At 62.5% G+C, this 12,777-nt stretch carries 10 protein-coding genes; 5 read left to right on the top strand and 5 right to left on the bottom strand.

Going from position 1 to position 12,777, the window contains the following annotated elements; genetic code table 11:
- Positions 1 to 4: 4 nt before the first annotated feature.
- The 3 genes from HLH27_RS13785 to HLH27_RS13775 all read right to left on the bottom strand — a co-directional run bounded on the left by HLH27_RS13785 (position 5) and on the right by HLH27_RS13775 (position 3,461).
- Complete coding sequence (locus HLH27_RS13785) at positions 5 to 1,027, bottom strand: glycosyltransferase family 2 protein (RefSeq protein ID WP_182950619.1); 1,023 nt, start codon at positions 1,025 to 1,027, stop codon at positions 5 to 7.
- Positions 1,024 to 2,187, bottom strand: a complete 1,164-nt coding sequence (locus HLH27_RS13780; RefSeq protein ID WP_246375902.1) for a glycosyltransferase — start codon at positions 2,185 to 2,187, stop codon at positions 1,024 to 1,026. Before HLH27_RS13780 ends, HLH27_RS13785 begins: the two co-directional genes overlap by 4 nt.
- 167 nt (positions 2,188 to 2,354) lie before the next feature.
- Positions 2,355 to 3,461 (bottom strand): GumK N-terminal domain-containing glycosyltransferase, encoded by a 1,107-nt coding sequence (locus HLH27_RS13775; protein ID WP_182950617.1) that lies wholly within the window; start codon positions 3,459 to 3,461, stop codon positions 2,355 to 2,357.
- Between the two features lie 543 nt (positions 3,462 to 4,004).
- Here HLH27_RS13775 and HLH27_RS13770 point away from each other — a divergent pair.
- Genes HLH27_RS13770 through HLH27_RS13750 form a run of 5 tightly spaced genes read left to right on the top strand, consistent with a single transcriptional unit; the run spans position 4,005 to position 10,302 of the window.
- Positions 4,005 to 5,201, top strand: coding sequence for an acyltransferase family protein (locus HLH27_RS13770; protein WP_182950616.1), 1,197 nt, complete (start codon positions 4,005 to 4,007; stop codon positions 5,199 to 5,201).
- Positions 5,198 to 6,487 (top strand): polysaccharide polymerase, encoded by a 1,290-nt coding sequence (locus tag HLH27_RS13765; RefSeq protein WP_182950615.1) that lies wholly within the window; start codon positions 5,198 to 5,200, stop codon positions 6,485 to 6,487. The genes HLH27_RS13770 and HLH27_RS13765 overlap by 4 nt, the downstream gene beginning before the upstream one ends.
- Positions 6,488 to 6,509: 22 nt before the next feature.
- Positions 6,510 to 7,517: a glycoside hydrolase family 5 protein gene (locus HLH27_RS13760; RefSeq protein WP_246375901.1), complete on the top strand. Its 1,008-nt coding sequence runs from the start codon at positions 6,510 to 6,512 to the stop codon at positions 7,515 to 7,517.
- A gap of 40 nt (positions 7,518 to 7,557) precedes the next feature.
- Positions 7,558 to 8,715, top strand: coding sequence for a glycosyltransferase family 2 protein (locus HLH27_RS13755; RefSeq protein ID WP_220790422.1), 1,158 nt, complete (start codon positions 7,558 to 7,560; stop codon positions 8,713 to 8,715).
- Positions 8,716 to 8,769: 54 nt separating this feature from the next.
- Positions 8,770 to 10,302, top strand: coding sequence for a lipopolysaccharide biosynthesis protein (locus HLH27_RS13750; protein ID WP_182950613.1), 1,533 nt, complete (start codon positions 8,770 to 8,772; stop codon positions 10,300 to 10,302).
- A gap of 38 nt (positions 10,303 to 10,340) precedes the next feature.
- On the opposite strand, the gene HLH27_RS13745 is transcribed toward HLH27_RS13750, so the two are convergent.
- Complete coding sequence (locus HLH27_RS13745) at positions 10,341 to 11,135, bottom strand: 2OG-Fe(II) oxygenase (protein ID WP_246375900.1); 795 nt, start codon at positions 11,133 to 11,135, stop codon at positions 10,341 to 10,343.
- 415 nt (positions 11,136 to 11,550) lie between these two features.
- Positions 11,551 to 12,720: an acetylornithine deacetylase gene (gene argE / locus HLH27_RS13740; protein ID WP_182950611.1), complete on the bottom strand. Its 1,170-nt coding sequence runs from the start codon at positions 12,718 to 12,720 to the stop codon at positions 11,551 to 11,553.
- Positions 12,721 to 12,777 lie beyond the last annotated feature (57 nt).

The following is a 12,777-nucleotide window of genomic DNA, read 5'->3' as shown; positions in this document are numbered from 1 at the left end:
TCGTTCACGACGGGGACATTCCTTGTCGATCGGACGGGAGGCGGGCCGTTGGGGTACGTGCCGAGCGCCATTGCAGGGCCCGGCGCCGCATCGCGCGGGCGACCTGCCAGCCCACGCGCGGTATGAATGACGGGCGCCGCAGCGCACGCCTCGCCAGGGCACCGACCGCGCCACGCCGGACCGCCTGGGAAAAGAAATGCGCGTCGTCGAGTCGCCGCAGGCCTTCGGCGCGCCGGCGTAGCAGGGCCGCGAGGGCCGGTGCGCCGCGCACCGCCGGATCGCTCGCCAAGTCGAGCGCCGACTGGGCCAGGGCGCCATAGGCGATGGTGGTGCGGGTCATGCCCGATGTCTGGCGGCTGACCGCCCCTTCGCGCTGGGTGTAGAGGTAATGGGCGGAGTTCAGGATCCGCAGTTGCGCGCCTTGCAGCAGCAGGCGCAGCATGAAGGTGAAATCCTCCCCATGGCGCTGGCCGGTGGGGTAGCGGATGCCCGAACGGACCAGGAGATTGCGTCGGATGACGGGTTTGAGCAGTCCCCAATCCAGGCCTCGTCCATCGGCCAGATTGTGAGCCACATAATCGCTTGCCGTGACCGCACCCGTCGGCGTTGCGCCGGGACCCATCGCTCGGCCGGTCACCTGGCCGGCGACTGCGTCGTAATAGAGCAGATCGTCGGCCAGGATATCGGCGCCGGGATCATGCGCCATCGCGTTCGCCATGACCTCCAGCCGGTCCGGCGCATAGGCATCGTCGGCATCCAGGACGGCGATCCAGTCACCTGTGGCGTATGCGATGCCCGTATTGCGGGCCGCTGCCGGGCCGCCATTGCGGTCGGTGCGCAGCAGGCGAATGGTGGGATGGCGCCGCGCCAGATCCTCGACCACGGCGCAGGTCGTATCGGTAGAGCAATCGTCGATGACCAGGATTTCGGTGGCCGGCAGGCTCTGCGCCGTGACCGATGCCACGGCGCGCGCCACGAAATCCGCAGCGTTGTAGACCGGGATGAGGACCGAGAATGTGCCCGTCATGCGTCGACCCTCACCAGATGGTCGTACAGATCCTCCAGCGCGGCGGTGCAGTGGCGGATATCGTGATGGGTGCGGACGAACTGCCGCCCGGCCGCCCCCATCCGGTCGGCCAGCATGTCGTCGCGCAGAAGCGTTTCCAGATGCCGGGTCAGGGCCGCGACATCCCGTTCGGCAAAGGCGAAGCCGGTTTCGCCGTCGACGATTCCTTCCGTCACGCCGCCGCGGGCCGATGTGACCACGGGCAGGCCGCTGGCCTGGGCCTCCAGTAGCACCAAGGGCAGCCCTTCAGCGTCGCCGCTGGTGGCTGTCACGCTGGGGAGGCAGAATATTCGGGCCTCGCGCATCAGCGCCAGCACTTGGTCGCGCGGGACGGCGCCGAGGAAGGTGATGCCGTCCAGCGATGCCGCCATCGTTTCCAGAGCGGGACGTTCGGGACCGTCGCCGGCAATGACCAGGCGGGCCTCAGGCATTGTCTGGCGTAAGGTACGGAAGGCCTCGATCAGGAAACGGCAGCCTTTTTTTTCGACCAGCCGGCCGAGGAACAGGATCGTCGGTGGACGGGAGCCGGGCGGAGTGTGGCCGGGGACGAAACGGGCTGGATCGATGCCGATATGGTGGACGTGGATCCGCGCGGCAGGCAGGCCAACGGCGATCGCCGCTTCGCGGATATGGCCGGAGACGGCGATGAAGCTGACGCCCGGCTGGCGAGCCAGCCTGTGCAGGCGGTGGGGATAGCGCTTCCAGCGCCTGCCGCTTCGGCCGGCTGCGAACCAGTCCATGTGGGTGGTGATGTCCGCCCCGTGCAGCGTGACCAGCAGCGGGACGGACAGGCGCTGGGCTAGGTGCCAGGCTTCGACCCCGTCAAAACCGAAATGGGCGTGAATCAGTGCCGGGCGTACATGGCGGGCGATGCGGGTGAGGCCCGGTGGCGCGCGATCGAGCGTGCGGGCCACCAGGCTGCGCAGCCGCTGGGGCACGGTGGCCGGGCCGCGATAGGCCGCCCATGCGGACAGGCCTTCCAGTGGCAGGCGGTCGATCAGTCGTTCGCCGATCATGACCGGATTCCAGCGCCGGAGTGCCAGAGACTGATCGCGCACGAAGGTTTCGGACAACGGCAGAAGCTCGGTCCGATAGATGCCGACGATCGGAGCCGCCGTCATCGTGCCTGTCCGTTGTAACATCGCTGTTCTCCGCTTCCATCTTCCTGTCGGACGGGCGTTGCATCCGTGTTTTCGGCCGTCGGCAACGTAATGGGGCGCTGTCCATATGCTGGCCCGGTAGAGGTGCTGCGATATAAAGAATCCGGAATATCGAAGTTGAAACGATTCTAGAGCCTGGTATCGGCGTACAGGTCGGGCGTCAGGATACGATCCACGACTTCGTCCCACGCCAGCATTGGGGGGCGGATCGGCTCGTCATGGGATAGGGCGTTCTGGATGGCCTGCCGGATAGAGGCGCGGTCTCCGGGTACATAGCCGCAGCGGCCCGGCTGGTCGCCCAGGGCGAATTCCGGGCAGACGGCCGGGATGCCGAACAAGCCAAACTGGCCCAGTTTCAGGGATGTATCGAGCAGGTAGCGCGGCGTGCCGCGATCCAGGTAAGGTGCAATGCCGAACGCCGCATGCTGGACATAGGGCAGGGTCTGCGCGAAGGGCATCTCCGCGTGAACGATGATATTGGGTGCCGTCAGGCCATTGGCTGCCTTGCCCGCGCCGATGACATGAAAATCGATATCCGGAAACTCTTCCGCCGCGATGGTGAAGAATGACGCATCGAACAGCATGGACCCCATCGATACGCCGCAGCGCCGGTTGCCATAGGGATCGGGATAGGTACGTTCGGCAAGCGTGCGGTCGATACCCTGTGGAATATAATAGGCATTGCGGTCATGCGGCATACCATGGCGCAACAGGCGCGAAGGCAGGCGGACGGTATCGATACTGTCGAAATAGGCGCGAAACCGACGCTTGATGGTTTCCGCGCAGTCGATGACATCCAGATCGTCCGACGCCAGATAGACGATCCGGGCATTGGGATTCAGCCGCCGGACGTCCTCGATGAACACCGGGGCCATGCCGGATTCTATGAAGACCGTTTCGGCTTCACGTAGCCACTGCTTTGGAATCCTTGGTGTTATACGACGGTAAAACCAGAACAGCATCTCTTCGACCGGCGCGAGCGCCGGTCGACGGATGTTGAACGGGTGCCAGAGGGTTCGCCAGAGGAAACACTCGACACCGTTGATAGTTTCCACACGATTTGCACAAAAAGCGAGATCGGCCCGGGTGTCGCCGCGATGTTCGGACATGCGGCTGAGGCCGATGGAAAAGAACCGCGTCCGGCCGCGCCGGGCCAGTTCGGAGGTGATGAAATGTACGCTCGCCTTTCTTCGCGAACGATAGTCATGCACCGATATAACCAATGACCCGGTCATGCCACTACCTGCCTCGCCGTTATTACGGACAACGTCGTGAAGAATGCATTACCGATCTGGGATCAAAGCCAGGCGCTCTGTGTTGGTCCAGCGCATGGCAACCCGAATCTGTAAGGGAGGAACGTTGGGATTGCAAGATGAATGAAAATCCTTCGTTCGAAAAAGCGTGCTTCTAATCGGGGGGCAAATAAGGCGGTTTTTTGGCAGGATCGTGTTTTTGCGAAGACGAGGTCCCTCTTGTTGAAGGAACGCGAAAAATGCTGGCACTGGCACATCTTATTGCTTGCAACGTCGCGTTGGACGAGGATAGGTATGTGCCAGGACGATCCGCCATGCCTGCCTGACGGTGGCTGATTTTCCGGATCCTTACAGGAAATACACGCATTATCAGGCGCTTCGGGCGCCAGGGCATGAAAACGGACCGTTCCTCCCTTCCGGGCAGGTCTGTGTCCTCTTGTCTCGATATTGTCTCATGCGGGTCGGGGCCGTCGGCATTGATGTCATGATGGCGCGGCCGGAATTCGTCAGCGGGGGGACAGTCGCTTGTCGGACCATCTGTTCGAAGCACGATCGGAACGATCCTATCTGCTGCAACTAACCTCGCTGCGCGGGGTCGCCTGCCTGTTGGTACTGGTCGGGCATGTCATCCAGGTCATCCGATATGATCCGGTAACGCGCGGACCGTGGGGACGGGCGGCCCATGACCTGCTCACCTATTTCTTCAATGCCCAGGCGGCGGTCCTGCTGTTCTTTGTACTGAGTGGCTGCGTGCTGTCGCTGTCGTTGCGACGGGTCGGGCGCTTTGACGGGGCGGTGCTGGCGCGATTCTATATAAAGCGGTTCTTTCGCATCTATCCGCTGCTGTGGGTCTCGGTGCTGGTTGCCGTTATGGTGACGCTGCATGTGCGCGGTACGATGGATGTGGAGGTTTTCGTCGACTGGCTGTCCCGCAACCTGCACGCGCCGGTTTCGCCCGTGCATGTGGGTCTGGCGCTGACGGGGGCCTATACACGTTATAACGGCCCCATGTGGTCGCTGCGGGTCGAGCTGATCTTTTCGGTGCTCTTTCCTCTTGTCCTTCTGTTGATGCGCAGCCGCACCACACGGCCCTGGGCCCTGGTGGGTTTCTTCATGCTGGCGCTGGTGCCCATGCCGTCGGAGGTTGGGCTGAATTTCGGGCTCGCTTTCGCGCTCGGGGCGCTCATCCCCATGCTGCCGTCTCCGGCATGGGCGGCATCGCCGGCCCTGCTGCTGGTGGGGGTTGTCGTGCTGCTGTACGACCGGCTGGCGCTGGGCGGGCATGCGGTGCCCGAACAGATTTATGACGTCGTCGAGACTGTGGCCGCCTTTGTGATCGTGCGCGACCTCTATGCATCGGGACGGTCTTACGGGGTGCTGACGCATCGGGTCACGATATGGGTAGGAGAATTGTCCTACAGCGTCTATCTGCTGCACCTGCCGATCCTGCTGCTGCTGTTCGACCTGATGCAGGGCCATGTCGGGCTGCGTCCGCTGCTGTCCGATCCGGACGTGACGCAGACCGTGCTGGCGCTGGGCACCATCTGCGTGACGCTGGCGATATCGGGTGTGACCTATCATCTTGTGGAGTTGCCCCTCCATAATCTGGGCCGCCTCCTGGCCAGCCGCCTGCCGGATCATGGTCGGCCGCAGGCCGGCGGGCGGGGCGGGGAGGTCGTGCTGGCGACGCCGGTGGCTGCCTGCACCGAGCGTGACGGATGAGAGGCGGGCATATCGGAGCAGGAGGGGTGGTCGTTGCGGCCGAGGAGCGATTGGGAGGATTGTACCTCGTCATCGCGGCGGCGATGTTCAACCTGGTGTTGTGCTTCGTCTCCACACGGCACTGGATGATGGTCGGAAATTCACAGATTGCCGTGGTTGAAATCGGGATCATGGCGGCGGGTCTGTATCTGATCCGGCACAGGATCGACCTCGCCGCCCTATGGCTCATGGCGCTGACGGCGAGCTTCGTGGTCGGGGCCCGGCTGGTCAATCCGTCCCTCAGCGTGAAGATCCTGCATGATGTCGGCATCATGTACATCTTCTACATGCTAGGGCGCATGGCCAGTGAGCGAACCGCCTGGTCGGCGCTCCGGATCCTGATCGTGCTGGTGCTGGGGGTGGGGTTCGTCGAGCTGGTCTTTACGAACATCTATGCCAGTTTCTTCAATATCTGGGACTATTATGTGCAGAAGGGCGTGATCGCCAAGGACACGGTCAATTACAGCAACAGCAACCTGTTTCTCAGTGGCAATCGGGGTGCCGGGGCCAGCCGTACCTTCTTCCAGTCGATCTTCGGGCCGCATCGCATCTCTTCGATCTTTCTGGAGCCGGACTCGCTGGGGAATTTTTCGGCTGTGCTGTTTGCGTGGTGCCTCAGCGTGTCGCGCAACCAGCCGGGCCGGCGTTGCGTGGTGATGTACGCCATGGCTGTACTGTGCTTCGTGCTGGCGGATTCCCGTTTTGCCTCGGGATGCTGCCTGCTGATGCTGCTGGTGCGGATCAGCCCGCTTCGCCGGTCGGCGCTGGCGGCATTTCTATTCCCGATCCTGGTCGGGACGCTGCTGACCCTCGTGGGCACGATGCATGAACTGCCGGGTGTCCTGCCCGCCATCATCAAGGACGATCTGGCCGGGCGGCTGATCTTTTCGGGCCGGCTGCTGGATTACTGGGGCCCCGGCCAGTGGTTCGGGCTGGCGCCCTCGCCTGTGTACACCCTGGATACCGGTTATGCCTATGTACTGAACAATCTCGGGGCGGTCCTGACGCTGTTCTATCTGGGACTGTTCGCGTTTCACCCGTCCCGCACGCCCCAGGGGGCGACGATGAAGACCATGATCTCGGTCTATTTCGCGACATCATTGTGCATCGGGGCGTCGGTCTTCACGATCAAGACGGCGGCGTTGCTGTGGTTCCTCTATGGCGTCACCGATGCGATGGGGCCTGCTGCCCTGCGTATCCGCCCCCGCATGATCCGGGTGCCGGCCGGCATGGCCGTGCCGTCCTGACCAAGACGATATGGAAAAGCCCATGCGCAGTCTGACAATCCTCTTTCCGGCCTTGCTGGCGCTGTCGGTTGTCGGGAGAGGGACGCCGGCGCCGGCACAGGAATACAAGGGTGTAAACCTGGCAGGGGCGGCTTATTCCTCGAACAAGATTCCCGGCCGCTATGGCTATGATTATCTGTTTCCCAAGTCGGGCGAGGTGACGTATTTTCACGACAAGGGCATGAATATCTTTCGCCTGTCAGTGCTGTGGGAACGATTGCAGCCCACGCCAGGCGCCGCGCTGGATGCCGACCATATGAAGCGCATCCTGGCCTTCGCCGACCAGGTGCGGGCGGTGGGGGGGACCGTGATCCTCGATGTCCACGATTATGGCCGCTATCGGGGGAACCTGATCGGGAGCGACACGGTCTCGGCGGATGATTTCCGCGACCTGTGGACGCGCCTGGGCGCGGCGCTGCACGACAGGCACGAGATCTGGTTCGGCTTGATGAACGAGCCTCAGCAGCGCTCGGCCCGCCAGTGGCGCGACATCACCCAAGAGGCGATTTCGGGCATCCGCAGTGCCGGAGCGGACAATCCGATCCTGGTGTCGGGTATCGGCTGGGATTCCGCGCATGGGTTCGCGACGCAGAACGGGCCGGAGATGGCGGCGTTGAGAGACCCGGTTCATGCCCTGATCTTCGAGGTGCATGAATATTTCGACACGGATAGCAGCGGCCGCAGCGCGGAATGCGTCCCGGCAGACCAGGCGATCGGGCGCCTGACATCCTTTACGACCTGGCTGCACCAGACAGGGAATGTCGGTTTCCTGGGGGAGTTCGGCGTGGGGCGGAATGCGGCGTGCCTCGATGTACTGGACAGGGTTGCCGCCTATCTCGCAGCGAACCGGTCGGTCTGGCGTGGCTGGACCTACTGGGCGGCCGGCCCGCTATGGGGCGAATACATGTACACGCTGGAGCCGACGCGCGACGGGCAGGATCGGCCGCAGATGCAGGTTCTGGGACGGCATCTGGGCCATCATGAGGGATGACCGCCCTATCCGGAATGGCGCGGAGGAGGAGAGGAACAATATGGTGGCCGATCCCCTGATCGATATCCTGATCCCGGCCTATAATGCGGAATCGACCATTCGCGAGGCCATCGATAGTCTGCGTGGCCAGACCATCGCCGCGATCCGCATCGTCGTCGTCGATGACGGCTCGACCGACGGGACAGGTCGGATTCTGGCCGAGATGGCGTCGCAGGACCCGCGGATCGTGGTTCTGACGCAGCCGAATGGCGGCATCACCGCCGCGCTGAACCATGGGGTATCGCAGTGTCGCGCGCCGTTCATTGCCCGGCTGGATGCGGACGATCTGGCAGCGCCTGACCGGCTGGAACGGCAGTTCGGATACATGACGGCGCATCCGGACTGCATCGCCCTGTCCGGTAGCGGGCGGCATATCGATGCCCAGGGGCATCCGACCGGTGGCAGGGTGCGCGCCGCCCTGATAGACCGGGCCGATCCGTCATGGCTGCCGGCGCGCGAGCCCTATCTGCCCCAGCCCTTCCTGATGATGCGGCGCGCGGCGTTCGACCGGGTGGGGGGGTATCGCAGTCTGACGGTGGCGGAGGACAGCGACCTGTGCTGGCGGTTGCAGGAAGTCGGCACCATACTGAATCTTCCGGAAGATTTCGGTGCGTACCGGGTGCATGCGCATTCCATTTCCAGTGCCTCGATCCGCAATGGGCGGTCGATGGCGTTCTGGTCGCAGATGGCGGCGGTGTCTGCCCGCCGGCGGCGGTCGGGACAGCCCGATCTGGCTTTTTCCGCGGATGAATTGCGGCGTTGCGCGCAGGCGGTTTCGTTGGAGGATTTTCTGCATGCGGGCGCGACGGTTCTGAGCGCGGACGAACGGTCATGGCTGGCGCTGGCCATGGGGATGAAGCTGGTCGCACTGGCTTTCTACCGTCCTTTTGAACTGGATAATGCGGATTGTGGCTTTATCCGCCGTGCGCTTCGGGATCCTTCCGTCGCGGTTCGGGCGGAAAATCGGGCGGAGATGGCGGACCATCTGATGGGGACGGCGACGCGACTGGCCATTCACGGGCGGTTCGGCGACGCGCTGGGGCTGGTGTCGCCCGCGCGCTATCCGGTGCTGCTGGGGCGCATCTCGTTCCGGCTGGCTTTGCCGCAGGGGGTAAGGGAGATGTTCAAGCGCCTGGTCGGGCGGGCCCAGCCAGCCTGACGGCGCAGTCGCGATGTCGGGCCAGTGAATGCAGCAGACAGGAAGGAAAATGGCATGGCGGAACAGGGGCGGGGCATGGCGGCAGGTCCACATGGTCTGGGCCGGGCGGCGACGAGCGGTGTGTTATGGCTGATGGTGCAGAGCCTGGCCGCGCGCGGGATCGGCTTCGTTTCCCAGTTGGCGCTGGCATGGCTGCTGACGCCGGCCGATTTCGGGGTTATTGGACTGGCCTATACGGTTTTCGGTATCGCCAATGCGCTGGTCAGTTTCGGGGTAGACGATGTCCTGTTGCAGCGGCAGAAGGCCATGGCGTTATGGTCTGCGCCGGCATTCTGGATCTGCCTTTCATTGGGTCTACTGGGAATGGTGGGCATGCTGGCGGCGGCTCCCTTCGCTGCCCGGTGGTACCATTCGCCGGAACTGGTCGGCCTGATTGCGGCGCTGGCGGTAGCGACGCCGATCAAGACCCTGGCCACCGTGCCGTCGGTCCGCATCCGCGCCGACATGAATTTCCGCTTTCTGGCTGCCTACAACACTTTTGAGATCTTTGCCCTGCAATTGGGGACGATCCTGCTGGCGTGGCTGGGATGCGGGGCCTACAGTTTCGCGATTCCGATCCCGCTGCTGGCCGTGACCAAGGCTGCCCTGTTCTGGTGGAAGGCGGCTCCGCGGATCGGCCGTGGGTTCCGCAGGGTCCAGTTGCAATATATTCTGGGAAGCAGCACCACTGTCTTTGCTACGCGGACGATCATCGAAATCATCAATCAGGGGGACTATATCGTCCTGGGGCTGATTGCCTCGCATTCCGTGGTCGGCCTCTATTTCTTCGCTTTCCGTTTTTCGGCGCAGCCGGTGCGGATGCTGGCCGGGAATTTCATCAATGTTCTGCTGCCTGCATTCGCGCAACTGCGTACCGACCCGCAACGCCAGACTGAAGCCGCGCTGAAGGCATGCCGTCTGTTGGCTTATATCGTCGTTCCGTTCTGTTTCCTCCAAGCCGTCCTCGCGGGGCCTGGATTGCATTTTCTGTTCGGCGAGCGCTGGATGGCGGCGGTTCCGTTCGTTCAGATTCTCAGTCTCGGGCTTCCGTTCGACGCGGTATCCTGGATTACCGGATCGCTGCTTAGTGCCCGGCGCGAGTTCCGGCTGGCGTTGATCTTTGCCATGATTTCGGCACCGGTCTTTTTCGGCATGGTGATCGCGGGAGGACTGGCCGGTAATGCGATGGGTGTCGCGGTGACCGTGGCTCTCTATTATTTCACCTATCCTCCGCTTTGCTCGCTGCTGATTCTAAAGCGCTGCGGCGTGTCGGCCTGGCGGGTCGTGGAACTCTACGTCATTCCCTTTGTCATTTCGGCATGTGCCATGGGGTTGGGATATGCAGGATCCCTGCTGCCGGTCATCAATGCGCATGATCTGTCGCGGATCATCGTGATCGGGGTGGTGGGGACAGGATTGTATCCGGCCATGCTGTTCGTGTTGCGGCGGGATGTGTTCGACCAGCTTGCCGAGCGGTTCGGTGGCATACTTGGCAAGGCGCGGCGCGTCAGCGTCCGTGGTCCTCAGCCGGTCGCCACGGGGGGATGATCATTCGTTTGTCCGGGGCTGAATTCAGGACCGGGCGGCTAACGCTTGCTGGAGCGCCGTGGCGCGCGCAGGCTATGGCGGACGGTTCTCAGACCCCTGATGATTGGCTGGGGCAGAACGTTATGGAGGGCTGCCTGCAGGCGTGCATTGGCCGATCGGCCGGTTCGTGGGACGTAGAGTGTGGACGTCCGGCGCCGATCGATGCGCAGGGTGGCGGGATCGCTGGTATAAAAATAGGCGATCACCGCGATACGTTCGCGTCCCGGGAGGATCGGCGTGGGGTGGCCATGCGCCGCGATTGCGGATTGCGCCATCAGAACGGTCCGTCCGAAATGCGGAATGATCTCGACCGCGCGCCGTGCCGGCGCGATTTCCCATAACTCCAGATTACCACCGCATGCCTGATCCCATTCTTCGTTAAGATAGGTTATGATCGCCAGGCGGTTGGTCAGTAGCGTCCTGGGATGATGCTGGAAATCGACGTGCAGGTCGAAAAATCCCTGCCCCGAGACGACATGCAGGCCGCCGCCATAAAGCGTGGGATCGGGAAGCAGGGATTCAATCCCGGTCAATCGCGTCAGGAGCCGGAGAAACGGACCGGAATTGACGAAATCGAAATATCTTTGAAGATATGGTGGGAAATCGGAGTCCGGTTCGGTGCCGCGTTTCTTTTGTAATGCTGTATCGAAGGATTTCCAGCGCAAATTGCGGTCCTCGTGGCACTCCTTCAAAATGCCAAGCAGCCAGGCGGCGGGAAACAGGTCGTCGATGATCAGATGGGGGAAGGGTCTGGCCGCCAGATATTGTGCTTTCAGCTGGTCCGGCTGGTCCATAAGATGGAGATCCCGGACAGCATAAGGGTTTTCCGATCGTGTTTCGATATCCGGAACCATGCAGCCGCCCTCTTTGCCTGATCTATGGCCGATTTATCACGATGCGCTATAAACGGCTTCCATCTGATGCGATGGCAGAGGAGGGCTAGCTGCCCGGCTCCCTCCCGTGTGATCGGACGTCGACATGCAACCGCCGTATGGGCATGCGGGTGAGATGTCACGTTGATTCAATCATACGTGCTCTCTTTCGAATTTTACAACATTTTATTGCAAGGTGGAGGAGTGCAGGACCCGGCAGGCCGCTCTCGCTCACCAGCCCACATTTACGGTCAGGCGTCATAGACGCGGACCTTGCCATTGAATGCAATTCCCGTTCTGGAATGAATCGTAATTCCCGCATTTCTCCGCAATGATCTTACTTATCTCGGGCGATGACTTTCCGGAGCCAGGCTTCGCATTGGGCCAGTTGATCCAGCGTTACATATTCGTCGGCCCTGTGGGCCTGAAGGATGGAGCCCGGGCCGCAGACGAGAGTGGGGATGCTCGCTTCCTGAAAAAGTCCGGCCTCGGTCCCGTAGGAGACGCAACTTTCTTGCGTCTTGTCCAGCAACGCGATCATTGAAGTGACGGCTTCGCAGTGGTCAGCCTGCATTGCCGGGACCGAGGCGCGGCGATGAAGGGTGACGTCGGCCGTGGGATCTTCCTGCTGCATGTCGGGCAGGATGTCGTTGGTGATATATGTGCGGATGATATCTTCGATGCGGGCGGCGTTCGTTGGGGGCAGGGTGCGGAACGTGAAGGTGAGTGTGCAGGCTTCCGGGACGCTGTTCGTCGCAACGCCGCCCCGGATTGTGCCGACCACCAGCGTGCCGTAGGGCGGATCGAAGGCCGGATCTTCACCTTCCTCAAGTCGGATACGGTCGCCGAGCGTGTGAAGAAAGGCGACGATCCTTGAAGCGTAGGTGATGGCATTGACGCCATCCTGCGGCCGCGAGGAGTGGCAGGCTTTTCCCCGGACGTGGCATTCGAATACCCGCGACGCCTTGTGCGCAATAACGGGGCCCATCTCCGTCGGTTCGCCGACGATGCAGGCGCGTGGGCGATAGCCTTTCGCCACGATGTCGCGGATCATCAGCGGGGCGCCGAGGCAGCCCAGTTCCTCATCGAAAGACAAGGCAAAATGGACGGGGTGAAGGGGAGGGTGCTCGCCCAGTTCCTGGCTAAGGCCGAGCATCACGCCAAGAAAGCCTTTCATGTCGCAGGCGCCGCGTCCATGGACGCGGCCATTGCGTATGCTCATCGTGAACGGATCCGACGCCCAGTCCTGGCCTTCGACGGGAACCACATCGGTGTGACCCGACAGGACCAGGCCGTTTTCGTATGCCCCGGCGCGCCCCGGTAACGTGGCGAACAGATTGGCTTTTGTGCCTTCGTCGTTCGTCGTGCGCCGAACGTCCAGGCCGAGGGTGTGAAAATGAGCCGCCACGTCGTCGATGAGTGTCATGTTCGACAGAGAGGACACGCTGCGATGGGCGATCAGGCAGGCAAGCCAGTCGAGGGTTGCGTCGCGTGGTATCTGGCTCATGCATTCAGGACCTTCTTGGGTCAAAAAAACCTGGGCGCGTTTGATGGACGCGCCCAG

Origin of the sequence: Gluconacetobacter takamatsuzukensis (genome assembly GCF_014174275.1) — a bacterium.
GTDB classification, from domain to species: Bacteria; Pseudomonadota; Alphaproteobacteria; order Acetobacterales; family Acetobacteraceae; genus Gluconacetobacter; species Gluconacetobacter takamatsuzukensis.
This window is presented reverse-complemented; position numbering and strand designations above follow the sequence as displayed.

Coding starts and splice junctions, on each gene's coding strand:
- HLH27_RS13785 (WP_182950619.1), bottom strand. CDS start 1,027: ATGACGGGCACATTCTCGGTCCTCATCCCGGTCTACAACGCTGCGGAT.
- HLH27_RS13780 (WP_246375902.1), bottom strand. CDS start 2,187: ATGACGGCGGCTCCGATCGTCGGCATCTATCGGACCGAGCTTCTGCCG.
- HLH27_RS13775 (WP_182950617.1), bottom strand. CDS start 3,461: ATGACCGGGTCATTGGTTATATCGGTGCATGACTATCGTTCGCGAAGA.
- HLH27_RS13765 (WP_182950615.1), top strand. CDS start 5,198: ATGAGAGGCGGGCATATCGGAGCAGGAGGGGTGGTCGTTGCGGCCGAG.
- HLH27_RS13760 (WP_246375901.1), top strand. CDS start 6,510: ATGCGCAGTCTGACAATCCTCTTTCCGGCCTTGCTGGCGCTGTCGGTT.
- HLH27_RS13755 (WP_220790422.1), top strand. CDS start 7,558: ATGGTGGCCGATCCCCTGATCGATATCCTGATCCCGGCCTATAATGCG.
- HLH27_RS13750 (WP_182950613.1), top strand. CDS start 8,770: ATGGCGGAACAGGGGCGGGGCATGGCGGCAGGTCCACATGGTCTGGGC.
- HLH27_RS13745 (WP_246375900.1), bottom strand. CDS start 11,135: ATGGACCAGCCGGACCAGCTGAAAGCACAATATCTGGCGGCCAGACCC.
- argE (WP_182950611.1), bottom strand. CDS start 12,720: ATGAGCCAGATACCACGCGACGCAACCCTCGACTGGCTTGCCTGCCTG.